This window comes from Galbitalea sp. SE-J8, assembly GCF_030345695.1.
Taxonomy (GTDB): domain Bacteria; phylum Actinomycetota; class Actinomycetes; order Actinomycetales; family Microbacteriaceae; genus JAUASV01.
Genome location: NZ_JAUASV010000033.1, coordinates 1 through 19,254, shown reverse-complemented (window position 1 = coordinate 19,254; position 19,254 = coordinate 1). Strand labels below are relative to the sequence as shown.

The 19,254-nt window shown below is 70.4% G+C and carries 20 protein-coding genes and 1 pseudogene; 14 read left to right on the top strand and 7 right to left on the bottom strand.

Going from position 1 to position 19,254, the window contains the following annotated elements:
* Positions 1-541 precede the first annotated feature (541 nt).
* The 5 genes and pseudogenes from QT381_RS15125 to QT381_RS15105 all read left to right on the top strand — a co-directional run bounded on the left by QT381_RS15125 (position 542) and on the right by QT381_RS15105 (position 4,610).
* Complete coding sequence (locus tag QT381_RS15125) at positions 542-1,309, top strand: hypothetical protein (protein ID WP_289249868.1); 768 nt, start codon at positions 542-544, stop codon at positions 1,307-1,309.
* 6 nt (positions 1,310-1,315) lie between these two features.
* Positions 1,316-1,456, top strand: a pseudogene (locus QT381_RS15120) (transposase); the annotation flags it as partial.
* A gap of 58 nt (positions 1,457-1,514) precedes the next feature.
* Positions 1,515-1,976 carry an XRE family transcriptional regulator gene (locus QT381_RS15115; RefSeq protein WP_289249867.1) on the top strand — a complete coding sequence of 154 codons (462 nt, stop codon included), beginning with the start codon at positions 1,515-1,517 and terminating at the stop codon, positions 1,974-1,976.
* Between the two features lie 20 nt (positions 1,977-1,996).
* The gene (locus QT381_RS15110) at positions 1,997-2,311 is read left to right on the top strand and encodes a HepT-like ribonuclease domain-containing protein (RefSeq protein WP_289249866.1); all 315 of its coding nucleotides are present in this window, start codon (positions 1,997-1,999) and stop codon (positions 2,309-2,311) included.
* Between the two features lie 211 nt (positions 2,312-2,522).
* Complete coding sequence (locus QT381_RS15105; RefSeq protein WP_289249865.1) at positions 2,523-4,610, top strand: NB-ARC domain-containing protein; 2,088 nt, start codon at positions 2,523-2,525, stop codon at positions 4,608-4,610.
* 21 nt (positions 4,611-4,631) lie between these two features.
* Here the strand turns inward: QT381_RS15105 and QT381_RS15100 are convergent, their stop codons facing one another.
* The 3 genes from QT381_RS15100 to QT381_RS15090 form a co-directional block, all read right to left on the bottom strand.
* Positions 4,632-6,176, bottom strand: a complete 1,545-nt coding sequence (locus tag QT381_RS15100; RefSeq protein ID WP_289249864.1) for a hypothetical protein — start codon at positions 6,174-6,176, stop codon at positions 4,632-4,634.
* A gap of 117 nt (positions 6,177-6,293) precedes the next feature.
* Positions 6,294-6,635, bottom strand: a complete 342-nt coding sequence (locus QT381_RS15095; protein ID WP_289249863.1) for a hypothetical protein — start codon at positions 6,633-6,635, stop codon at positions 6,294-6,296.
* A 26-nt stretch (positions 6,636-6,661) separates the two neighbouring features.
* A complete protein-coding gene (locus QT381_RS15090) occupies positions 6,662-7,078 on the bottom strand; it encodes a cupin domain-containing protein (RefSeq protein WP_289249862.1) in 417 nt (138 codons plus the stop codon).
* 336 nt (positions 7,079-7,414) lie between these two features.
* On the opposite strand from QT381_RS15090, the gene QT381_RS15085 reads away from it, so the two are divergent.
* The 5 genes from QT381_RS15085 to QT381_RS15065 all read left to right on the top strand — a co-directional run bounded on the left by QT381_RS15085 (position 7,415) and on the right by QT381_RS15065 (position 10,675).
* Positions 7,415-7,636: an addiction module protein gene (locus QT381_RS15085; protein ID WP_289249861.1), complete on the top strand. Its 222-nt coding sequence runs from the start codon at positions 7,415-7,417 to the stop codon at positions 7,634-7,636.
* Positions 7,633-7,938: a type II toxin-antitoxin system RelE/ParE family toxin gene (locus QT381_RS15080; RefSeq protein WP_289249860.1), complete on the top strand. Its 306-nt coding sequence runs from the start codon at positions 7,633-7,635 to the stop codon at positions 7,936-7,938. The genes QT381_RS15085 and QT381_RS15080 overlap by 4 nt, the downstream gene beginning before the upstream one ends.
* Before the next feature lie 527 nt (positions 7,939-8,465).
* The gene (locus tag QT381_RS15075; protein ID WP_289249859.1) at positions 8,466-9,386 is read left to right on the top strand and encodes an Eco57I restriction-modification methylase domain-containing protein; all 921 of its coding nucleotides are present in this window, start codon (positions 8,466-8,468) and stop codon (positions 9,384-9,386) included.
* A gap of 183 nt (positions 9,387-9,569) precedes the next feature.
* The gene (locus QT381_RS15070; RefSeq protein ID WP_289249858.1) at positions 9,570-10,475 is read left to right on the top strand and encodes a BsuBI/PstI family type II restriction endonuclease; all 906 of its coding nucleotides are present in this window, start codon (positions 9,570-9,572) and stop codon (positions 10,473-10,475) included.
* Between the two features lie 56 nt (positions 10,476-10,531).
* Positions 10,532-10,675: a hypothetical protein gene (locus tag QT381_RS15065; protein WP_289249857.1), complete on the top strand. Its 144-nt coding sequence runs from the start codon at positions 10,532-10,534 to the stop codon at positions 10,673-10,675.
* Between the two features lie 360 nt (positions 10,676-11,035).
* Here QT381_RS15065 and QT381_RS15060 read toward each other — a convergent pair whose 3' ends face one another.
* Positions 11,036-12,919: a hypothetical protein gene (locus QT381_RS15060; RefSeq protein ID WP_289249856.1), complete on the bottom strand. Its 1,884-nt coding sequence runs from the start codon at positions 12,917-12,919 to the stop codon at positions 11,036-11,038.
* Between the two features lie 96 nt (positions 12,920-13,015).
* On the opposite strand from QT381_RS15060, the gene rfbA reads away from it, so the two are divergent.
* Positions 13,016-13,885: a glucose-1-phosphate thymidylyltransferase RfbA gene (rfbA, locus tag QT381_RS15055; protein ID WP_289249855.1), complete on the top strand. Its 870-nt coding sequence runs from the start codon at positions 13,016-13,018 to the stop codon at positions 13,883-13,885.
* 23 nt (positions 13,886-13,908) lie between these two features.
* On the opposite strand, the gene QT381_RS15050 is transcribed toward rfbA, so the two are convergent.
* Both QT381_RS15050 and QT381_RS15045 read right to left on the bottom strand, forming a co-directional pair.
* Positions 13,909-14,295 (bottom strand): HepT-like ribonuclease domain-containing protein, encoded by a 387-nt coding sequence (locus tag QT381_RS15050; RefSeq protein WP_289249854.1) that lies wholly within the window; start codon positions 14,293-14,295, stop codon positions 13,909-13,911.
* Positions 14,292-14,753 (bottom strand): helix-turn-helix domain-containing protein, encoded by a 462-nt coding sequence (locus QT381_RS15045; protein ID WP_289249853.1) that lies wholly within the window; start codon positions 14,751-14,753, stop codon positions 14,292-14,294. The genes QT381_RS15050 and QT381_RS15045 overlap by 4 nt, the downstream gene beginning before the upstream one ends.
* Between QT381_RS15045 and QT381_RS15040 the strand changes: the two genes are divergently transcribed.
* Both QT381_RS15040 and QT381_RS15035 read left to right on the top strand, forming a co-directional pair.
* Positions 14,752-14,919 carry a hypothetical protein gene (locus tag QT381_RS15040; RefSeq protein WP_289249852.1) on the top strand — a complete coding sequence of 56 codons (168 nt, stop codon included), beginning with the start codon at positions 14,752-14,754 and terminating at the stop codon, positions 14,917-14,919. The two genes, QT381_RS15045 and QT381_RS15040, sit on opposite strands and share 2 nt — an antisense overlap.
* Before the next feature lie 259 nt (positions 14,920-15,178).
* Positions 15,179-16,471 carry an HNH endonuclease signature motif containing protein gene (locus tag QT381_RS15035; protein ID WP_289249851.1) on the top strand — a complete coding sequence of 431 codons (1,293 nt, stop codon included), beginning with the start codon at positions 15,179-15,181 and terminating at the stop codon, positions 16,469-16,471.
* Positions 16,472-17,015: 544 nt separating this feature from the next.
* Here QT381_RS15035 and QT381_RS15030 read toward each other — a convergent pair.
* Complete coding sequence (locus QT381_RS15030) at positions 17,016-17,360, bottom strand: histone-like nucleoid-structuring protein Lsr2 (RefSeq protein WP_289249850.1); 345 nt, start codon at positions 17,358-17,360, stop codon at positions 17,016-17,018.
* A gap of 167 nt (positions 17,361-17,527) precedes the next feature.
* On the opposite strand from QT381_RS15030, the gene QT381_RS15025 reads away from it, so the two are divergent.
* Positions 17,528-18,832, top strand: a complete 1,305-nt coding sequence (locus tag QT381_RS15025; protein WP_289249849.1) for a UDP-glucose dehydrogenase family protein — start codon at positions 17,528-17,530, stop codon at positions 18,830-18,832.
* Positions 18,833-19,254 lie beyond the last annotated feature (422 nt).

Sequence of the window (19,254 nt, the reverse complement as noted above, 5' to 3'; positions counted from 1 at the left end):
TCAACGCGCTCGGCCACGACCTCACCGCCACCACGCCGCCGACTCCCGAGGTCGCCGAGATCCTCGCCAGCCTCGAACGCCAAGAACGCCCGTCAGCGGGGCACCAACTTGATCGAAGTCAGGCCGGAACCAGGCGCTTACGCCACCGGATACGCACCGGCGTCGCGCCCATGGGCGCGTCGATCAGCGTGAGCTGCTTGCGTCCTCGCGATTGCGCCACCTATGCGCACGTCGGACACCCGGCAGGGCCGGGCGGGGACTCAACATCGATGACGAGCACTCGCTCATTGCGGCGCTCGACGGCGACGACGCGGAGGCCGCCGAGACCGACCAGCACGTCGCAGCGATCGCAGTAGACAGCAGAAGATAGGCACGCCGCGGCGCACCCCGCAGCATCGGGCACGAGTCGAGGTCTCCGAACGGACAGCAAGCTTGGTCGCTACCGATCCTCGGGACCTCGACCCACCCCACACCACTACGCCACACCCCAGCCCCCACCCGACGTCCGAAGCCGTCGCATATCCTGCGCTCGTCGATCCCGGTGCGCACCGCGATGGACGGCCTGCCGCCCGGGCCGAGGTTCTACGAACTGGACACCGTCGCGCACTGCGGCCACACCACGAAAGGCGAGTTCCTGCGCACGCTCACCGCAACGGACCCGGTGATCGGGTGGACGCTGATCCGCGCGATCCGCAACAACGCCCACGTCAACGTCAGAGCCGGGATGGACTGGATCCGGCGGGCCTCCCCGGTCCCGATGGTCGGGATGGACTTCGACAACGGGTCCGAGTTCCTGAACTGGTCGGTGATCGCCTGGTGCGACGAGCGCGAGATCCCCGTCACCCGGGGCCGGCCCTACCAGCACAACGACAACGCCCACGTCGAGCAACGCAACGCCGACTGGGTCCGCCGCCACACGTTCCGCTACCGCTACGAGACCGACCACGAACTGCGGCTGCTCAACGAGCTGCACTCCCTGGTGATGAAGCGGAAGAACCACCTGCTGCCCTGCGTGAAAGGCGACCGGCTGGACCCACACGACCTCCGGGCGGACGAAACGCATCTACGACAAGCCGAGAGCCCCGTACCAGCGACTCCTCGACGCCGGCGTGCTCGAGCAGCACGCCGCCGAACGACTGACCGACGAGCATGCGAAGCTGAACCCGGCCGCGATCACCCGCCGCATCATCCGCATCCAGCAGCAGCTCATCGAGCTCGCCGCCGCCCGCACCCAAGGCACCCGCCCCGCAGCCTGAGCCACACGGACCTTTCACGTGAGGCAAGCGCCAACCGCTCCCGGACCTATTGACATGAGGCAAGACGGGGCGGCACCGAGGCCGTGAACGGCCTCATCGAACGCGCCCGCCGCGTCGCCCGTGGCTTCCGCAACTACGACAACTACCGGCTCCGCATGCTCCTCATCGCCGGAGGCCTCGACCCCACCGACCCAACCTGAAGTCCGAGAGCCGAAAAATGATCTCGCGGTGGCGATAGCCTGGCGCTATCATCGCGCCGTGGGCACGGAGACGATCGGTGAAGAGCTGCGCCTACTCCGCCGCGCCGCCGGACTCACCCAGCGTGAGCTCGCCGCTCGGTCGAGGGTGCCGCAGCCCAACATCTCCGACTACGAACGGGGCCGACGCGTTCCGACGGCGTACAACATCGAGAAGCTCGGCGCCGTGCTTCGCGTGCCGTCGATATCGGGGCTCGCGCCGCTGCGCACACGCATTCTCGATCTCGCCGCGGCCCGCGGCCTGAGCGACGTGCGGGTGTTCGGATCGATCGCGCGGGGCACCGCTACAGCGCGCTCCGACCTCGACCTGCTCGTGCATCCCTCGGAGACATCGTCGATCTTCGACCTCGCCGGGTTCATGCAGGAGGTGAGGGACGTGACGGGGCTCGATGTCGACGTGGTCTCCGACCGCGGGACCGGCCCGACGATGGATCGAATCCGCGCCGAAGCGACGACCCTGTGAGCCACGCGGAAGCCGACCGCGTGCCGGCGATCATCGCCGACATCGAGCGCTTTGCTGTGAGCGCCCGCCGCGTCGTCGAACGGGGAGAAGAGCGATTCCACCATCCGAACGACGACGACCAGCGCCGCATCGCGCGCTCACTCGTCGCCGACCTGTCCGCGGCCGCCGATCGACTGCCCGAATCCTTCCGGGAGGCGCATCCGGATATCGACTGGCGCGGCATCCGGGCGGTGCGAAACTTCGTCGCGCACGACTACGACGGAACCGACGAGCAGATTCTCTGGCAGGCGGTGGCCGTGCAATTCCCCGCGATCGTGTCCGCGCTCCGTCACTGAGCTCCTTCCCGTGGCCGACGGATCGTAGACGAGCCCGACGAGAGTGCGACCGCCACGAGCGAGAACGCCAACACCTGCAGCGGTAATCACCACGACGTTGAGGAGCACGCCGACGATGGCGACACCGGCGGATTCTGCGACGACGCGCAGTGCTGCGGTCGGATCGACGCCGGCCACGCGCATGGACAGCCGAGGGCACTACATTTTTGTCATGTCCGTGACGTCGGGAGCTGACGAGCAGCGTGGTTCGCCGCCGAGCGTGAACACGAACCGGATGGACGGCACCGTGCTCGGCGGGCTGGTGCAGGCGGCCGTCATCCAGCGGCTGGAGTTCCACTACCCGCAACGCGCCCGCCCGATTCCGCGCGAGCTTCCGCCCCCGATGGGCGCGTTCGTGAATCGGGTGGCGGAGACCCGTGCGATCTCGGCTGCCCTCGATGCGCCGCGTCACGGCGTCGTTCCCGCCGTCGTGGTGCTCTCGGGTGCGCACGGCGTGGGGAAGTCGGCGACCAGCATCCAGTGGGCGCACCAGCACGCGGACGCGTTCGTCGACGGGCAGATCCACGTGACATTCGCGGACGTGCGCGACCGCGCCGGACTGACCCTGGAGGAGACGCTCGGGCGCGTGCTGCTGAGCCTCGGCGTGGAGCCGGACCGCATGCCCGCGTCGACAGCGGAACGGATGTCGCTCTACCGCTCGCTGAGCGCCGGGCGCCGGCTGCTGCTGGTCATCGACGACCCGACCGACGCGGCCCAGGTCGTTCCCCTCATCCCGAGCTCCGCCCACGCGCTCGTCCTGGTCGCCACGACCGCGAGGCTCACCGAGCTCGAGCTCGACGGCGCCCATCCCGTGCCGATCGAGCCACTCGATGAACCAGAGCTGCACACCCTCCTCACGTCGTATCTCGGTCAGGACCGCGTCGATGACGAGCCGATGGCGGTGCGCGACCTGCTGCGTCTCTGCGGTGGATTGCCGCTCGCCGCGCGCGTGTGCGCCATGGAGTTGCGCGCCCGTCCGCACCTGACCGTTGCCGAGCTCGTCGCGCGCATCGAAGCGCGGTCAGCCGACCAGCACGACGGTGAGCACGCGTTGTCCGCGATCGACGCCGTCTTCGAGAGCGCATACCGTGCGCTGCCCTCGCGACTCCGCGACGCATACCGACTCCTGGCGCTTCATCCGACGCCGCGCATGGCGGTCGACGCTGCGGCCGCGGTTCTCGATCAACCGATCGGGCACACAGTGCGCGTGCTCGACGACCTCGCGGGCCGGCATCTTCTCGACCGGATCGGGAACGGATACCAGTTCCCCTACCTCGCGTGGCGCCACGGACGGAGTCTGTGGCGTTCGGAGGGCGCCGCCGGCGAGAGGCGCGAGGTGACATCCCGGATCGCACGGCACTACGCCGAGCTCGCGAGCCGTCTCGATCACGCCCTCATCCACCGTCGCCTCCGCCTCACCCCGGTCGCGTGGCCCGCCGACGCCCTGCCGACGCGAGCCGCAGCGTTCGAGCTGTTCGCGCGTGAACGCCTCGCCATCGGCGCTGCACAGCACCAGGCGCTCGCCGAGGGCCACCTCGAGCCGGCGTGGCGGATCGGCGAGGCGCTGTGGCCGGTGCTCGACGCCATCCACGACACGCACACCGCGATCGAGGTGTACGGATGCGGTGCCGACGCGGCCGCATACGGCGGGTATCGCGACGCCGAGGCGCGCCTGCGCGCCCAGCTCGCCCATGCGCTCATGGACGATGCACAGCTCGACGCCGCCGACGACCAGCTCGCCCGAGCCGACCTCCTCGCGAACCACGCGCCGGAGCTGCTCCGCAGCTCCATCCTCGAGATGCGCGGCAAGCTCCGCGTGCGGCAGGGCGACGTCGCCGGTGCCCTCCACCTGTTCGACGACGCTCGCCTGCTCGCCGCCCGGGCCGGGTCCGTCAAGGGGGTCGCGATCCAGGACTACCTCGCCGGCTCGGCCCGGCTGACGGACCACGATCCCGCCGGCGCGCTGCCGTTGCTGCGCGCCGCTGCGGCCGCGGTCGATCGGGACGGGGATGCGATCCTGAGCTCGCGGGTGCTCCTGCGCCTCGGCGACGCGTCGCTCGCGACCTCGGACGCACTCGCGGCCGTGCGCTGCTGGGGGGAGGTCATCGACATCGCCCGAGCGCACACCCTTCCCGGTCTCGAAGCGGAGGCCCTGGAGCGGATCGCGCGCGTCGAGCACGCGCGGGGGGCGTCGACCGCCGCCCGCGTCATCCGCGACCGGGTGCGCGAACTCGAGCTCGTCGCGTCCCGGCCGCTGTGACCCTCCGGCCCGGTACGGCGATCACCCGTACGGCGTCGACGCGAACGCCGTCTCGCGGCCATCGATCGTGACCCGCATCCGCACGGCCCGCGGAACATCGCCCGTCATGAGATAGCGGGCGAACGCCGCCGCGGCCGCGCTGTCCGCCGCGGCGGGCGCCGTCACCACGATGCCTTCGCCGTCGCGCCACCACACCAGCACGCCGTCGGGAACGACGACGGCCGCGCACCGGGCGCCGGGATGCCGCTGAAGAAGGGTCCGGGCGCGAAGCTCGGCGGCCGCCGGCGACGCGGCCGGGCGACTCTCGATCAGCACGGCCGCCGCATCCGTGATGCGACGATCCGTCTCCGCCGACGTCGAGATCACGAAGCGCTCGCGATCTCCCCGCGGATGCGGCGCGACCGTCGCGGGAATCAGCCGGATGGCGACGCCGGCATCCGCGTCGACCGAGAGCTCGGCCACCATCGAGGCCGGCCGGGCGGCGGAGAGGGCGAGCGGCGCCGGCACGGCGCGCGCGACCTCGTCGTGCGGCACGGCGAGCCCGAGAAGGTCGTACGCCGCAGCTCGCAGCCGCGTCAACGCCTCGTCCTCGTGCGAGAACGCGGAGCGCGCCTCGCGGGCGACGGCATCCGTGCCGTCCGCGATGATCGCGTCGACGGCGGTCTTCAGCCCGCCGGAGGTGTCGAGGCGCCGAGCGGAGTCGACCAGTCGGCCGAGCGCGCTTCCGGGCACCAGCTCGTCGTTCTCGTGAACCGCCAGAGCGAACGGCACGCCGATCGCCGCGGCGTACAGGCCCACGCTGCCGTGATCTCCCACGACGAGGTCCGACGCGAGCACCGCCTGACGCCAGCCGGCATCCCACGGCACGAGCACGAGGCCGGCCGCCAGCTCGTCGCGCAGCCAGACCCGGAGCTGCCACTCGCCGTGGCCGACCCAGACGTTCGGATGCAGCACCAGCGCGACGCGATTCTCGCCGCTCGGCAACGCCGCCAGCAGCTCGCGCGCGAGTGTCGGTCGGCGAGCGAAGAGCGAGTGTCGGCCCCAGGTCGAGGTCACGGTGATGAGGCGCTGCCCGTCGTGCAGCCCGAGCGCGTGGCGGTAGCCGTCGCTCTCGGGGCGCGCCGCGAGCAGACCGTCGAAGCATGGGTCGCCGGTCACGACGACGCGCGCTGCCGGATGGACGACGCGCGCCGCCTCCTCGGAGGGCACGGCGGCGACCGTGACATCCGTGCGGCTCGCGGCCAGCGCCACGGCCGTACGGGGCAGACCGGAGGCCGTGAGATCCCGGGTGTACCCGGGGCCGTGGGGGAGCACGAGCATCGGGCCGCGCAGCGAGCCGAGCCGACCGCTCTCGTGCGCCGCGACGATGAGGTCGAAGCGCGTCCGCGAGGCGTGCGCCCAGGGCACCAGGAGTGCGCCCGTCGAGGTGATCAGGCCGGCCAGACCCTCACCGAACGCGGACGGATCGTCCTCGTCGACGGTGAACAGCAGCTGCACGCGCGAGTCGCCGAGCACCGCGGGGAGAAGCTCCAGCAGCCAGAACAGCGACGTGCGGGTGCGCGCCACGACGAGCACGTGGTGCGTGGTCCGGGCGGTTCGCCAGAGCGCCGCATCCGTGGACAGCGGAACCGGAACCGGCCCGCGATGTCCGGGGGGGGGGGGGGGGGGGGGCGGCGGTGGCGGTCACAGCTTGACGTCGTGGATCGTGTGCGCCTGCACGACGGATCCGGTCACCTGACCACTCACGCTGTTGATGTTCGATGACGACGGTGTGGCCTCGTGGAGCGCGCGCAGCCACTCCCTCCACTCGCGAGCGAGCTCGGCATCCGTGGCCGCCGCCTTCTCGATCGACGCGGCGACCAGCTCGGGAGCGAGAGTGGACACCGGGGCGGCGGAAGCCTCGGGCGCCCCGCGGCGGAACAGGCGCTGGAGGCCGCGCGTGAGGGCGTCGACCGTGCTTGCGGCGACGCCCTCCACGGCGCCCGACATGAGCGCGGAGAGGAGCGCGAGCGTCGTCGAGTCCATGGCAGCCTCCAAACGGATGAGGATCGCTAGTGTACCGGGGTCGCGGCGATCGCAGGAGCCGCCCGCAGGATCTCGTAGCCGAGGGCGGCGTTCTCACCGTGGCACTCCTCGACCGCCACCGCCCACGGGTCGCCTCCCGTGGCCACGCACTCCGCGGCATGCCACGTGCCCGCGGGGATGCGCACGACGTCCCCCGCGTGCGCGACGACACCGCGCAGCGAGGAGGGATCGGTGCCGATCGAGAAGCGCACGCTGCCCGAGACCACCATGATCGTCTCGGTGACGGCGTCGTGGCGGTGCACCGACGTGCGGCCCCCCGCCCAGTACTCGATGATCCGTACCACGGAGTGCGGCGTCGTGTGCACCTCGCGGTACCGCCCCCAGACATGCGACTCGTCCCACGGGGCGTGGTCGAGTTCATCCGCGGACGTCTGGGTCGCCATGCGAATCACCCTATTGTCTCGCGGCCGCGAGTCCGGGCGGAGGCGGCAGTGCGTAGCGGCCGGAAGTCGGGCCAAAGATCGGTGTTGCGCGGGCGGCCGCCTGTCAGGAGCCTCTCACCGCATACGAGGTCGAGAAGCGTCGTCTCGTCGGTGATGGTCACAAGCAGGCCGATGTCGCTCGCGCGAGTGTCCGTGCCGTGTGCTGGCGAGCCGAAAACGCGTACGCTCACCCCTTGACGACCTCGCCGCGTCGGTCGGCATCGATCTCTCGCAGCGGTGAGGCTGAATCTCGCCAAGCTCTGCAATCCGAGTGGGCAGGGCGGGTAGCATGTGCTGGTGGTCGATCAGACGCTCCTGTCCCAGGCAAAAGGCCTCGGCGTGGCCGAACGCGTCGAGCTGATCAATGAGCTTTGGGCCTCCATCGACGCCGACGCGTTGCCCGTCACGCCCGCTGAAGCAGCCCTGATCGACCAGCGGCTGGCCGAGGCCGACGCCGATCCCCTTGTGGGCCGGTCGTGGGAGGACGTCGAGGCGTCGCTGCGCAGCCGCATCCGGTGAGCTATTCCGTCCTGTTTCGCTACAACGCGGAACACGATGCCGAACGCACGCAAGACTGGTATGCCCTGCACGCCCCGGAGCAGGTCGACCGTTTCACCGACGACCTCGCGGCAACGGTCAGATCGATCCGGGAGTCGCCCTACGCCTTCCGCGTCCTCCGGCGGGATGCCCGCCGCGCTGCGCTGACGACCTTCCCGTACCTCGTCTGGTACCGCATACACGACGAAGGCCAGGTCATCGAGGTGCTCGCCGTCGTGCATGAGCGGCAGGACGACGAGCGGCTACAGAGCCGGTTGGAGTGACCTGGACGGGACGCTCGGGCGCGTTCTGCTGAGCTTCGGCGTGGAGCCGGACCGCATGCCCGCGTCGACAGCGGAACGGATGTCGCTCTGCCGCTCGCGGAGCGCCGGCTGCTGCTGGTCATCGACGATCCGACCGACGCGGCCCAGGGCTCGCGGAGTTCCGATCACCTCGCGGAGACCCGCAACATCCGTGCTCGCGGTGTTCGACGGCGCGATCCTCATCCGCGTGGTGCCGCTGGGATCGAGTCACCCCGAGCCGCTGTGCCGTCACGCTCCGTGTCGCGGGCCGCGGATACCCTGGGCTCGTGGGCACCCTCGCTGACGTCACTCAGGCTCTCGCGCGCCCCCTCGGGCCGCGAGGCTCGCGGGGTCTGGTCGGGTCCGCGGACCCCGCAGCGGAACTGACCCCGGTTGCCGCTGCGGTGCTGGCCGCGATTCCTGCGTGGTGGTCGGCCTGAGCGACACGGGCGGGTCTTGCCGACGAATGGACCGATGTTCACGTCGCCGTTGACGCGCTGCCTCCGCTCGTGCTGGGCGAGACGCCGCCGCTCGAGCCGGACTGGGCGCTCCTCGCGGCTGAGCAGGTCGGTGCCGCATACGTCGAGTCCCTCGCCTCGGAGACCCGAGCCCGACACGGTCGCCACTACACCCCGCCCGAACTCGCGGCCGAGCTCTGGTCCATGACGAAGACTGCTCTGGGCATGGAGCAACCCGTCATGCAGCTGCCGGGTCTCGTGCGGGACCCCGCGTGCGGCGCGGGCGCCCTGCTGCTGCCAGTGCTGAGGGAGCACCTCGCGGCAAGCGCCGAGATCGACCCGCGTCTGGTTCTGCACCGGCTCCCTTCCCTGATCGAAGGCATCGACTCCGATCCGGCCGCGGTATGGGTCGCGAACGTCGTGCTCGCCGCCGAGATGCTCCCGATGCTCGCCCGCACTCCCGAGGCGAATCGGCGGCAGCTTCCAGCTCTCGCGCGCGTTGGTGACGGACTGGCGCCGGGTCGAACACCGGCGCGTGCGGTGCTGATGAACCCGCCCTACGGGCGTGTGCGTCTGAGCGAAGCCGACCGGGCACGATTCGCGAACTCGCTGTACGGGCACGCAAATCTCTACGGGATGTTCATGGCCGTCGGCGCCGAGTCGCTCGACTCGAACGGGGTCCTCTCCGCGCTCGTGCCGACATCGTTCACAGCGGGACGCTACTTCGAACCGCTCAGAACCCACCGTACGTCTCGCCTCCGGCTGGAGAGCGCGACGTTCGTCGCCGACCGATCCGGAGTCTTCACGTCCGTCCTTCAGGAGCTCTGCCTGGCAACACTCACGCGCCGGAGCAGCAGCGGCGCCTCGTCGTCGCCGAACTCACCGAGGAGTACCTCTCGCGAGCTTCGGGCGGCGTCGTCGTCGAGAACCACGTCAACGTCATCCGGCCCGTCGGCGACACGCAGCTGTTGAGCCGAGGCCTGCTGACCAGACTCCTGTCGACGGGCACTCTCGACAAGTTGGTTCGATGCATCTCCGGTTCTGTCGCGCTGTCCGCCTACGAGCTCGAGTCGCTCACGCTTCCCGATGCCCACACCCTTGAGGCGTGGGAGACCCTGTCCGACGAAGAGCTCGAGCGGGAGGTCGCCCGAACATATGGTCTTTCGGAGCGGCCGGCGACATGAGGGCGCCAAGGCGCTTTCGGGCCTCCTCCAGGCCTGGGGCGTCCCCGACAGTCCGGGCTACGCGGACAACTCTCGCGAGACGCTCCGCGACGAGACCTTCCGCAAGTGGCGCGAGCACGGTGCGCTTCGTGAGCGTCAGGATCTGCCGAAGACCTCCGGCGCAGGGCGCTGGACGATGGAGTCGCATTTCGCCGACCTCTTCGACCCCACCTTGAGCGACTCGGAGGTGCGACTCGCTGCCGACGAGTGGCGCGAGGCGCACTTGTCTCCGGCCGCGAAGCTGCGCGTGCGCTTCGCGATCGAAGGCGAGCAGGCAAGTCACGCGGTCACGGTTGCGCTCCCGAACAATGCCGGCACCCGCATCCTCGAAGTCGGACGCGCATCGTTGATCCTCAAGGGCGTTATCGAGAGCTGGGCGCCCGCGCGCCTGCGCAATCCCTACGTGGTGTCCGTCAGCGAACCGGGCGACAAGCTGTTCACGGCGGATGCCACGCTCCTGTCCTACCTCGGCGTGACCATCAACGTGTCCAGCGTTCTTCCCGACGCGCTGATCGCCGACGTCGGGGAGAACGCGGTCGACTTCTGGTTCGTTGAAGCGGTCAACACGGACGGGGAGATCAACGAGGCTCGCAAACGGAGCTTCTTGAAATGGGCGCGCGAGCAAGGGATCGAGACCGAGCGGTGCCGGTTCCTCACCGCGTTCAGCTCGCGCAACGACCCTGCTGCGAGAAAACGCCTGAAGGATCTCGCGGACGGAAGCTACGCCTATTTCGCCGACGAGCCCGGTCACGAACTTGCCTGGTATGCGATCGCCAGCAACGTCGGCGGCTTCGCTCGTTTCGAGACCAGGGCGACGGCGATGAGGGTGACGATGTAGGGCAGCATGAGGAGGAACTCCGGCGGCACCGGCACGTTGAGCGCGACGAAGCAGCCGTGGACGACGCACTGGAGGAGCTCGAGAGCGTCGTCACGGAGGAGATCCCGCTCGACGGCGCCCACGAGCTGCTCCAGGAGCAGATTCTCGTGTTCGTCGGCAACCTCCGGCACGGAAGCCCTGCCGGCGCAAGACTGACCTGAGCGCGGAGCGTGTCGCGCGCGGCACCGTCGGATCGGGCGGGCGGATGGATGGGCGCGGCGACGCTCCGTCGAAATTCCGGTTGCACGTCAGGAGCCGACCGCGTGCCGGCGATCATCGCCGCGCTCCGCTGAGCGCCATCCGTGAATGATGGGGCGTAGACGAGTTCCTACGAGCGGGTGCGGCCGCCACGAGCGCCGCGTCAGAGGGCGACGACCTGCACGATGTCGTCCACGCCCCTGGGGTCGTCGGCCGGCCACTCCTCCGACCAGGTCGGGTGCGCTGGATGGCGGCCAGGTCGGGTGCGCTGGATGGCGGCGCAGCAGGTCGGCCAAGTCGCGAGGCGGACGTAGTGAGGCGCCTCAGGGTTGCACGTCGTCGTGCGCGACCACTCGGCTGAGCTCGATGCCGCCGCCGAGCAGCACCCAGTAGTGCAGCCGCCGCGCCGAGGGGGTCTTCTGCTCGATGTAGGCGCGCCAGCACTTGGCGCCGTCCGACGCGCGCACCGTGTCCGGGTCGCTCGGACCGTCGCCGGTGCGCAGCGGATGCGCCTCCCGCCCCGCGATCTCCCGGATGCGGCCCGTCACCACGTCGACCACGGCCTTCATCGCCTTGCGGAACTGGGTCTCGTCGAGCTTCTGCAGGGACGCGGCGAACTCGGGGCCGATGACGTAGTGGTGCAGCGCCCACTGCGTGCGGTCGGGCGCCGCGACGCGCTCGACCCAGGCGAGGTAGATCTCGTGCTCCAGCCACTCCTTGTCGCCGAGCCACAGCGCCCGGCGCTCGTCGCGAGTGTTCTCGACGGCAACGGATGCGGAAGCGGCGCGCGCCTTGCGCAGCTCGCGCGTGATCGAGCGCCGCTGCGCCTCGTCCTCTCGCACGCGGCGCTCGAGCTCGCCTCGCTCGGCCCGCTCCTGGCGCAGCCGCTCGTCCGTGCCGCGCGCGTGCGCGCGCAGCCGGGCGAGGGCGGCATCCGTCTCGTCCAGGCGCGCGAGGCGCGCCTCGAGCTCGGCGATGCGGGCCCGCGCGGTGTCGAGCTGCAGCTGCGTCGACAGCAGCGCGGATGACGCCTTGAGCGGGCGTGCGGGCGCAGGGGGCGCGGGAGGCGCCGGCGTCTCGGACCGCGGCGCTTCGCGCACCCGGGGTGCTGAGGTCGCGGGCCGCAGTCCCGGGCCGGGCAGCGCGCGCGGGTGCGCCGCCGCCGGGCGCTCCTTGCGCGCGTCGCCGGCGGGCGGGGAACTCGGCGTGCGCGGGTCGGCCGGCGTTGCGGCGGGCGCATCCTCGAATCCCGCGAGGTCGTCGTCCTCGTCCTCCTCCGGGGTCGTGAGCGGGCGGCCCTCACGGAGCCACGGCGGGCCGCCGGCCACGACGGCGAGCGGCGGCACCACCGGTTCGTCGTCGTCCACGTCGAGCAGCGTGAGCCGGATCGAGCCGTCGGGCAGGTGCAGCACGCGCACGCGCACGACGTCCCCCTCGGCGAGCAGCAGATCGAGCGTGTCGAGCGGGTTGCTCGACACATCCGTCGGCAGCACGGAGTGCTCGACCTCGGGATGCAGGTGCAGCGTGGCGCGCTGCGCCGACACCGACTTCACGAAGGCCAGCGTGGTGCTGCCGTGCGGGAACGCGCGGCGCAGGTCGGCGACGGCGACGCCCGGCCGGTCGAGCAGCAGGCGCCGGGTGCGCGGCTCGAGCGTGCCAGCGATCGGCTGGCCCTCGGTGAGCAGCCACTCGAGGGGGAACGGCGGATAGCTCAGCTCGCGGGCGAGCGTCACCGGCAGACCGTCGTCGACGCTCACGAGCGCGCGCTCGGGGCCGACGAAGCGGAGCACGGTGCCGGCGACCGGCCGGCTGCGCTCGCCGGTGGGCTGCAGGACGACGCCCGCGGCGTGTGCCTGGCCGAGTGCGTCGCGGATGAGCTGGTCCGTGGCGCGGGCGCCCGGAAAGCGCAGCGGGGACCGCTGCCAGCGCGGGTCGGCGCCGAAGTCGACCGGGTAGGAGCGCCCGGCTCCGCCGTAGACCTGCGTGCGGTCGGGCACGTGCGCGTCGAGAGTGCGGGTCAGGTCGCCGGTCGCGATGAGCACGACGTCGGCGAGGTCGCTCAACTCGTCGGCGAGGCGCTCCGCGTCGAGCACGAACTCGCCCGTGCGCGGGTCGGTCGAGAGCACGACGAGCGGGCGCGTCCGGGGGGCGAGGATGCGGCCGGCGAGCGCGACGGCATCCGCCTCGGTCGTCACCGTTTCGGTCATCTCATACCTCCGGGCGGATGCATCCGTGCCGCCCACGTTATCCGGCCGGCCGACGCGGATTGGACGGATCGTTTCCGTTCGGTCACAGTGGTCCCCGTGAAGGGCATCATTCTCGCCGGTGGTTCTGGTACGCGGCTTCATCCGATCACTCTGGGCATCAGCAAGCAGTTGGTGCCGATCTATGACAAGCCGATGGTGTACTACCCGTTGTCGACGCTGATCAGTGCGGGTATCAGCGAGGTGCTGATCATCACGACGCCGCACGATGCGGAGCAGTTCCAGCGGCTGCTGGGTGACGGCTCGCAGTTCGGCATCAGCATCCGCTGGGCGCAGCAGCCGTCTCCGGATGGGCTGGCTCAGGCGTTCACGATCGGTGCGGATTTCATCGGTGACGACAGCGTCGCGCTGGTGCTGGGGGACAACATCTTCTACGGCCCGGGCCTGGGGTCGACGCTGTCGCGGTTCGAGAACATCGACGGCGGTGCTGTGTTCGCGTACTGGGTCGCGGAGCCCGAGGCATACGGAGTCGTGGAGTTCGACGAGAGCGGCACGGCGATCTCTCTGGAGGAGAAGCCGACGAATCCGAAGTCGAACTATGCGGTGCCGGGCATCTATTTCTACGACAACGACGTGGTCGAGATCGCGCGCAACATCCAGCCGTCGGCGCGGGGCGAGTACGAGATCACCGACGTCAACAAGGCCTACCTCGAGAAGGGCAAGCTCAAGGTCGAGGTGCTGCCGCGTGGCACGGCGTGGCTCGACACGGGCACGTTCGACAACATGACGGATGCATCGGAGTTCGTGCGCACCATCGAGCGTCGGCAGGGACTGAAGATCGGTGCCCCGGAGGAGCTGGCCTGGCGCAAGGGCTTCCTGTCGGACGACGAGCTGCGCGAGCGCGCGCAGAAGCTCGTGAAGTCGGGCTACGGCACCTATCTGCTGCAGATCCTCGCCCGCGGCAAGTAGTCGCTCGGGTCTGGGCGGGCGGTTCACCGGGTCAGCGATGCGATGAGATCGGGAATCGACACGTCGAGAACGCGCCAGACCAGGCGATGGTCCGTTGCTCGATAGTTGTGCCCGAGGCGATTGCGCATCCCGCGAATGTCGTTCCAGGGCACCTCGGGGTGGGTCTCGCGGTACGTCTCAGGCAGACGGTCGCACAGCTCCTGCACGTTCATGACGATGCCGTCGGCGGCGTGCCGAAGGAGGCGTCCCCCGTCGCCGAGGAAGGCGTCGCGTCCGAGGGCGACGATCTCGCTCGCGTCCCTCGCGAGGTCGACCAGCTCGGCGACGATGTCGCGCTCGACATCCCACTTGGGCGGGGCGCTCGCCGGATCGGCGGACGGGCGGGCGCGGAAGCGACCCTCGTCGCTCACAGTGGCACGCTCTCCGCGATGATGCGTTCGATCACGCGATTGACAGGCGACGAGTCGACGACCACATCGACGGGATAGTCCGTCAGGGCGCTCACCTCGGCCTCGAAGCCGGCGAGATCGAGCAGGCTCGCCTCATCCGTCGCGTGCACGAGTAGATCGATGTCGCTCGCGATGGTGTCGGTACCGTAGACAGACGACCCGAAGACGCGTACGTGGTCGAGGTGGTGGCTCCGCGCGATGGCGCGGATGCTCTCCGCATGACGCTCGAGCATCTCCGAGGGCCGCGGTCGGGCCGCCTGCAGGATGCGCTGCAGCGTCTCATCCGAAGGGCGGAGCGACCCGCGCTCGTACGCGCTGAGCTTGGGTTGCGAGATGGCGCAGCGGCGTGCGAGCTCGAGCTGCGTCAGTGCGGCAGCGCGACGGGCTGCTCGGATCTCTGCGCCGGGGCTGTCGGTCATGCCCCCGACGATATACCTCCAGGTATATCGTCGGCGGGTTTCCCTGCGCGGCTGGATCGGCACCGCCGAGTGGGTCGCGTGCGCGGAAGTGGTCCTCCGCGCGCAGAAGCTCGTGAAGTCGGGCTACGGCACCTACCTGCTGCAGATCCTCGCCCGCGGCAAGTAGGCACGGGCGGGCGGGGGCACGGGCGGGCGGGCTTCGATACGCAGGCTCGCTTCGCTCGCGGGCTACTCAGCGACCGGGATGCTCGCTCGCCGGCGGGCTGCGCCGCTGACGGGATCCCGGCGGGAGCGGAGCGGGCGAACGAGGGGTGCGTACACATCAACGAAAAGATGTCCACAGAACTGCTTGCCCATTCGAATCTGTGTGCTATACTGATCACTGTACTCGCGCCGGAGTCCCGCTTTTCGTTCAAAGGATTCCCATGCCCGGCGCGCTCGTTCTGCCCGACCTGTCTCAGGTCGCACAGCTGACGGATGATGCGCTGCTCTCTGTGCAGCGCGAGCTCTCCGCCGCGCGTCGCGAGGTCGACGCGGCACTCGCGAGCGTCGCGGGCGAGGTCGCCCGGCGCTCCGCCCGCGAGCTCGGGCACGCGGGCCTCGCGCAGCGGTCCGGCGCTCGCACCCCGGAACGCCTCGTGCAGCGCGAGCTCGGCATCGGCGCCCGCGAGGCCTCCGAGCTCGTGCGTGCGGGTGAGCTGCTCCGGGGCTCGGCGCCGTGGCTCGCGCCGATCGTGCGGTCCGTCTCCGCGGGATCGATCTCCGTCGCGGGCGCTGCGGCCATCCGCGCAGGCCTCGGCGAGCCCGATGCCCACGTGGCGGGCGACGATCTGACGGATGCCGCGGCTCGCCTGCTCGAGACGGCGTCGACTGCGACGCCCGAAGAGCTCGCGGCCGCCGCCCGTGCGGAGCGCGATGGTCTGGATGCGGCAGGTGTCGCGCAGCGCGAGGCCGCCGCGCGCGACAAGCGCTTTCTGCGGCTCACCCCGCTACCCGACGGCATGACCCGGGTCAGCGGCCTGCTCGATCCCGAGTCGGCCGCGGTCGTGCGAGGTGCGCTCGATGCCGTCACGGCCCCGCGACGTGGGGGTCCGCGCTTCGTCGACCCGCACGACCGCGCCGCCGCACAGAAGACCGTCGATGACGCCCGCACCCTCGATCAGCTCACCGCCGACGCCCTTGTCGACACCGTCCTGCTCGCTACACGGGCGGACCGCACGCGGCTGTTCGGCGCCCGCCGACCGGGAGTGACCGTTCACGTGCAACTCGCCGATCTGCACAGCGGCACGGGCGCTTCGTGGCTCGAAGGCGAGACCGTCGCGGTGTCCGTGCAGACGGCGGAACGCATCGCCTGTTCCGAGGGTGCCCTTCCCGTGCTCTTCCAGGGCGGTCAGCCCCTTCGTCTGGGCCGCACCGCGCGCACCTTCAGTGCTGCACAGCGCGTCGCGCTCGCTGCACGCGACGGCGGATGCGTGATCGAGGGTTGCCAGCACCCGCCCGCGATGACCGAAGCCCACCACCTGGTCCACTACAGCCACGGCGGGCTCACCGACATCGAGAACGCGATTCTGTTGTGCCGGTTCCACCATCTCTGGCTGCACAACAACGGCTACCGCATCGAGCGCCGCGGCAACCGTTACGCACTCATCCCGCCACCGAACGTCGACCCCCAGCGCAGACCCATCGGTCTCCGCTCGAAGAACCAGGTCGCCCGGTGAGCCGCGCACGCGATGGGTGGCCGCACGACTCCTCCACCACGGGCACTCCCGGGGCGGGGCGAACAGAACCGGCCACCTCGGGTGCGTGCGGGCCGCGCCTGCCGCATCACAGTGTCGACATCGGGGCATTCCAAGGAGGCGTTTTCGGAGACCACCTCGGAGACCCCCCGGAGTCCCGCGCAGGGATCTCGGAGACCCGCTCGGAGACCCGCTCGGAGTCCCGCGCAGGGATCTCAGCGACCTGCGCAGGGATCTATTGCCCACTCAGAGATCTACTAGGAGGAGATCTACTGGGTGATGTGCGGTTCCTGAAGCAATCCCCCTCTCTTGGCAATCCGCCCCACTCGCGCATTGGGCGGATCCCGCGAAAGGGCCGGCCCCGACGGGCCGGCCCTTTCGATTCATCGGCTGATGCCGGAAGCGGTGTCGGGCATGAGGCACGATCCATCTGGTACGCGCGCAGAACGTGCGGACAACGTGCGGGCCGCAACCGGTCAGTGCAGCCGACGATCAGTGCAACCGATCAGTACCGGGACGCACCCGGTCAGTGGGCCGCGTTGTACTTCTCGATGACGTCGGCGCTGATGCGGCCGCGCTCGCTCACGGTGATGCCGTTGTCCTTCGCCCAGACGCGCACGGCGGTCGAGTCGATTCCGCTGCCGCTCGAGCGACGGGAGGTGCCCGCGCCGCGACCGCGGGAGCGTGAGATCACGCGACCCGCCTTCACGAAGTCGGCGAGCGCCCTGTGCAGGCTCTCGACATTCTCGTTCGAGAGGTCGATCTCGTATTCCGTGCCCTCGAGCGAGAAACGCACGGTCGCGCCCGTGCCGGGCTCGAGGGAGGTGCCGTCGAGGTCGTCGACGAGCTGGATGATGGTCTTCTGTGCCATGGCGATTCCTCTTATTCCGGGGGAAATGGATAGTAGCGATTATGGCGCGCAAATGGGGGGTGCCGTCAATTCGCCACACGGACGTGCCGAGACCGCACGGGTGGCGAGCGAAACACGAGCGATACATGATGGCTCTACAGTGGGCGCGGAAGAGCGAAGGGGAGACCATGAGACTGTCGGTCACGGGATGCGGGTATCTCGGCGCGGTGCACGCCGCGTCGATGGCGGAGCTGGGCCACGAGGTCGTCGGCATCGACGTCGACGAGCGCAAGATCGCCGACCTGTCAGCAGGGCGTGCGCCCTTCTTCGAGCCGGGCCTGCCCGAGATCCTCACCTCCGCGGGGGCGACGGGGCGTCTGTCGTTCACGACCGATCCGGCGGCGGCGAGCGGCGCATCCGTGCACTTCATCGCGGTCGGCACCCCGCAGAAGCCGGGGTCCAACGCTGCCGATCTGACCTACGTCGAGGCGGCGATCGACGGTCTGCTGCCGCACCTGCGGCCGGGCGACCTCGTCGCCGGCAAGTCGACCGTGCCGGTCGGAACGGCGGCGCGGCTCGCGGCGAAGGTCGAGTCCGTTGGCGCGATCCTGGCGTGGAATCCGGAGTTCCTGCGCGAGGGATTCGCCGTCAAGGACACGATCGAGCCCGATCGCCTGGTGTACGGCATCCCGGCGGGGGAGAACGGCGTGCGCGCGAAGGCGTTGCTCGACGAGGTCTACGCGACCGCGCTGTCGAAGGACACGCCCCTCGTCGTCACCGACTACGCGACGGCCGAGCTCGTCAAGGTCAGCGCGAACGCGTTCCTCGCGACGAAGATCTCGTTCATCAACGCGATGGCGGAGGTCGCCGAGGCGACCGGGGCGGATGTGACGCACCTGGCGGATGCGATCGGATACGACGGGCGCATCGGCCGCCGCTTCCTCAACGCGGGCGTCGGCTTCGGCGGCGGCTGCCTGCCGAAGGACATCCGCGCGTTCCGCGCCCGCGCCGAGGAGCTCGGCGTCGGCGACTCGGTCTCGTTCCTGCGCGACGTCGACGAGATCAACCTGCGCCGCCGCAAGCGCGTGCTCGACATCGCGCACGAGGAGCTCGGCGAGCTCAACGGCAAGCGCGTTGCCGTGCTGGGACTCGCGTTCAAGCCGGACTCCGACGACATCCGCGACTCGCCCGCCCTCGACGTGGCGGTGTCGCTCAACGGCCTCGGCGCCCACGTCGTGGCGACCGACCCGGAGGCGATCGCGAACTCGCGGGCGAAGCATCCGCAGCTCGTCTACGCCGAGTCGACAGCGGAAGCGCTCGAGGGCGCGGATGCCGTGATCATCGTCACGGAGTGGAAGGAGTACCGCGCGCTCGACCCGGTGGCCGTCGGCGAGGCCGTCGCGGGCAAGGTCGTCATCGACGGTCGCAACGTGCTCGACGCGGCCGCCTGGCGCGCTGCGGGCTGGACCTACCGGGGACTCGGGCGCCCGTAGGCGCTGCGGGGCGTCGCGGCGGGCGCGTCGCTGCCGGTCGTGGAGTGGCCGGTCGCGGTGGGGCTGTCGTGGTGGGGCCGGTCGTGGGAGTCGCGGGTCGCGGTGCCGCCGGTCGCGGTGGGGCTCTCGTGGCGTCGACCGTAGGCACGGTCGCGGCGGTCGCGACGCCACCCGCCGCCGGTCGCTGCGCGGCTGCCGCCGGCCACCGCGGCGTCGCTACGCGTCGCGTGGCGCGGGTTCTCCACTGTGCGGGTTCTCCTCAGGGCCGGGTTCTCGTCTGTGCGGGTTCTCCACAGGCTGGGTTCTTCGGGGTTCTCCACATTCTTCGCGTGGACTCGAACGGGTGTTCGAGTGTTGGGGAGGATGGGGTCATGACACCGAACCTCGTGATCCCGGATCCGGCGCGGCTGGTGAGCATGTCC

Coding starts and splice junctions, on each gene's coding strand:
- QT381_RS15035 (WP_289249851.1), top strand. CDS start 15,179: ATGCCCGGCGCGCTCGTTCTGCCCGACCTGTCTCAGGTCGCACAGCTG.
- QT381_RS15095 (WP_289249863.1), bottom strand. CDS start 6,635: ATGGACTCGACGACGCTCGCGCTCCTCTCCGCGCTCATGTCGGGCGCC.
- QT381_RS15025 (WP_289249849.1), top strand. CDS start 17,528: ATGAGACTGTCGGTCACGGGATGCGGGTATCTCGGCGCGGTGCACGCC.
- QT381_RS15040 (WP_289249852.1), top strand. CDS start 14,752: ATGCCCCCGACGATATACCTCCAGGTATATCGTCGGCGGGTTTCCCTG.
- QT381_RS15105 (WP_289249865.1), top strand. CDS start 2,523: ATGTCCGTGACGTCGGGAGCTGACGAGCAGCGTGGTTCGCCGCCGAGC.
- QT381_RS15045 (WP_289249853.1), bottom strand. CDS start 14,753: ATGACCGACAGCCCCGGCGCAGAGATCCGAGCAGCCCGTCGCGCTGCC.
- QT381_RS15090 (WP_289249862.1), bottom strand. CDS start 7,078: ATGGCGACCCAGACGTCCGCGGATGAACTCGACCACGCCCCGTGGGAC.
- QT381_RS15070 (WP_289249858.1), top strand. CDS start 9,570: ATGGTCTTTCGGAGCGGCCGGCGACATGAGGGCGCCAAGGCGCTTTCG.
- QT381_RS15060 (WP_289249856.1), bottom strand. CDS start 12,919: ATGACCGAAACGGTGACGACCGAGGCGGATGCCGTCGCGCTCGCCGGC.
- QT381_RS15030 (WP_289249850.1), bottom strand. CDS start 17,360: ATGGCACAGAAGACCATCATCCAGCTCGTCGACGACCTCGACGGCACC.